Source organism: Succinivibrio sp., from assembly GCF_045124615.1.
In the GTDB taxonomy this organism is placed as follows: Bacteria; Pseudomonadota; Gammaproteobacteria; order Enterobacterales; family Succinivibrionaceae; genus Succinivibrio; species Succinivibrio faecicola.
Genome location: NZ_JBGVMC010000174.1, coordinates 1 through 3070, shown reverse-complemented (window position 1 = coordinate 3070; position 3070 = coordinate 1). Strand labels below are relative to the sequence as shown.

The window sequence follows — 3070 nt, the reverse complement described above, 5'->3', positions numbered from 1 at the left end:
AACCATGCTTAAGATAAATCTTAAATATCACAATTTTTAACTGATAATCATTATGAATTAACATAAAAGCTTGAATTTTTGTGACATTAGAGAAATTACCCCCACCAACTACTAACGAAATTAAAAAAAAAGAAAAAATGTTACTTTTTTAATTGTTTTTTTTACTTAAAATTCAGCTAAATAGATTATTTTTGAAAATTTTTAACACTCAAAAACAGCAGATCAAAAAAAAATATTTGGACGACAGTCACGTTTTATAAGAGTTCATCTTAAAATTTTTAAAATTTAAATGCTCTATTATTCAATAACTACGTCGCATTTATTCATATCAAATCAGATGGATATCAAATTTAAATCGATAAATATAAACTAAAATGTCAGTATAATTTTGACATACATCAATTTTTAAAAACGCGGTTTTGCCTATTTACATTTTTGTATAATCTTTTTACAAAATTTTCATTTGTTAATAATTCCTTTGTTTAATGAAAATTTTGACATATGAACGTTAATTTTTTTTGAGAATATTATTATGACTATAAAAAACATTTTCATGAGTGCTATGTGCTCTGCCTGCATTATTCTTTCAAATCAATGTCTGGCAAAAACAGATCTTAAGAATCTTCCATCATATGAAACATGGCTTGAACATGCCTCCTATCTTGAAAAATTCTGGCTTCACAAGGACGCAAGAGGTGTTCCTGAAGGTAATTTCCCAACCTGGCGCTGCAATGATGGCACATTAAGAAATCAGTCTTTATGTCCATATGAAAGAGATATTGGTCAGATGCAGCATATTACAGGAATAGACTTTGTAAGAATGAATACAAGACAGACCTTTGCTTATGGTGCTCTATTCAACATCACAGGTAACAAGGAAGCTTTAAGACTGCATATGGCTGGTGTTAAATTTCTTCTAGAAAAGATTAAAGATAAGGAAGGTGGCTATCATGTGCTTCTTGAAAAAGGTGAACCATTAGGCTGGCCAAAAGATGCCCCATTTACTGATTACCGTCTTGCAAGAACATCTCAGGATCTATCTTATGTGCTCATGGCTCTTTCTATGAATGCATATCTTACACACGATAAAAAAATCATTGATGAGTTAAGAGAAGCTCAAAAGTATATCTATGACACTTATTATGACAAGGAAAAAGGAATTATCAGATGGTGCTTCTCTGATACTTATTTTGACAAGAAAGAACAAGTTGAGCTTGTAGCTATGCTCGATCAGTTAAATGCATATCTTCTATTATCATGGAGACTGATGCCTGATACCTACAAAGCTGAGTGGGGCGAGATCATTCGAAAAACAATAAAAGATATGAACAAAAATTTCTATTCTAAAAAGTTAAACCGTTTCTATGGCTGTACACATGACAAATCATGTTTTGATACAGAAAACGGAAGACACATGGATAATGGTCACAGAGTAAAAACTTTCTGGATGGAATATCTTGCAGCATTAGGTCTAAATGACAAGAAGCTTGCTAAATTTGCTAAAAAAGGCATGATCCAGACATTAAATGGAGCTCTTACTAAGAATAAGAATGACTGGTATGGCGACGATCTGCAAAGAGGGGCTGACTGGTGGGTTTATGCAGAGCTAGATCAGTCTGCTCTGACACTTGCATTAAGCAACGATTATGACATGCCTGATACCTTAAATAAGTGGGTCAATGATTTTACTGACAAGGAATATGGAGAAATCAAGAATTTTGGTTTAAAGACATGGTTCTGGAGAAACGGTTTCCACTCAACTGAACATGCTCTGATTGGCACAATTCTTAGCAATGCGATAAGAGCTAAACAGTGTAAAAATGACAAGTGCAGAAATGACAATAAAACTACTCTGCACTTTGCACCTGTTGACCTAAAGGATACATCCTTCACACCTTACTACTACAGTGGCGATATTACTGACGTTAAACGTGACGGTCAGACTGTAAGTATCACCTTTACAAACGTTGATCTGCCAAAAGCAGTTAAATAACTTTTGATTGATTTGTGCAGGTATCAGTCTCCAACCTGCACCTTTTTAGGAATTAAACTATGTCAACATTATCACTATACATATGTAAGTGTAAGGGATTTTCTTTACTCCTTTGTACAATGTTTTTGACCATTGTCTTAGGATGCTCACATCATAAATTTAGTAATAAAGAATATCAAAACACACTTGCAGCCTATTCAAATACAACAGAAACTGTAGATCCGATTGCAGATCTTAGAATCTATCAGATCATGGTTGAATCATTTCAAAATGGTGATGATTCAATTAACTACAACATAGGTTTAGGCCCATCAGATCATAAAGGCGATCTGCAAGGTGTCATAAATGCTCTTCCATATATCAGGTCTCTTGGAATGAACGCAATATGGCTTACCCCCATATTTGAGGCAGAAAAACTCAATACCTATCCTATTCCTTTAGATGCAACAGCCTACTACACTAGAGACTACTACAAAGTTGACAGACATTTTGGCGATGAGAAAAAGCTAGAAGAGCTTGTTCAAAAAGCACATTCACTTGGTATTTATGTATTTCTTGATGGTGTATTCGGTCATTTTAAAGGCGATCTTGAAGACTCTTCACCAAGCAAAAAGCAAGTCACAAAATCAAACATGTGCATTCTTCCTGAAAACCTTTTTGAAAAGGAAAGTGTTCTTTCAAATCCTGTAATAAGGCATACACTGTGTGCTGATTATGATGATGACGGTCAGACACTTGAATATTACAAGGAGGTTGCATCTTATTACATCAAGAACTTCAAAATCGACGGATGGAGACTTGATCAGGCCTATCAGGTACCGATTGATGCGTTAAGAGAGCTTAAAAAGACTGTGGAGGCAGCATCAAAGGAGGTTACCTATAAAGATGCTTCAGGAAAAGATGTAAATCCACTTGGCTACATGGTAGCTGAACTTTGGAATCCAAACGATATAATCTGTCAGTTTGGATATGGTACAAATAAAGAACCTGCTTTGAATTCCGCATTTGATTTTCAGGGGAGAACCGCAATTTTAAAAACTTTTGCAGCAACACAAAGTGGTGTCTTTTCACATAAAG

Annotated in this window: 2 protein-coding genes; both read left to right on the top strand. The window is 34.5% G+C overall.

Annotated features, from left to right (window positions below; translation table 11 throughout):
- The first annotated feature begins 532 nt into the window (after positions 1-532).
- Entirely contained in the window at positions 533-1993 is a 1461-nt protein-coding gene (locus tag ACJML3_RS04555) for a hypothetical protein (RefSeq protein ID WP_406021001.1), read from the top strand.
- A 59-nt stretch (positions 1994-2052) separates the two neighbouring features.
- On the top strand, positions 2053-3070 hold a 1018-nt coding region (locus ACJML3_RS04550), incomplete at its 3' end, for an alpha-amylase family glycosyl hydrolase (protein ID WP_406021000.1).

Bases quoted from the DNA above. Each gene is read 5' to 3' on its own strand.
- ACJML3_RS04555 (WP_406021001.1), top strand. From the start codon at position 533: ATGACTATAAAAAACATTTTCATGAGTGCTATGTGCTCTGCCTGCATT.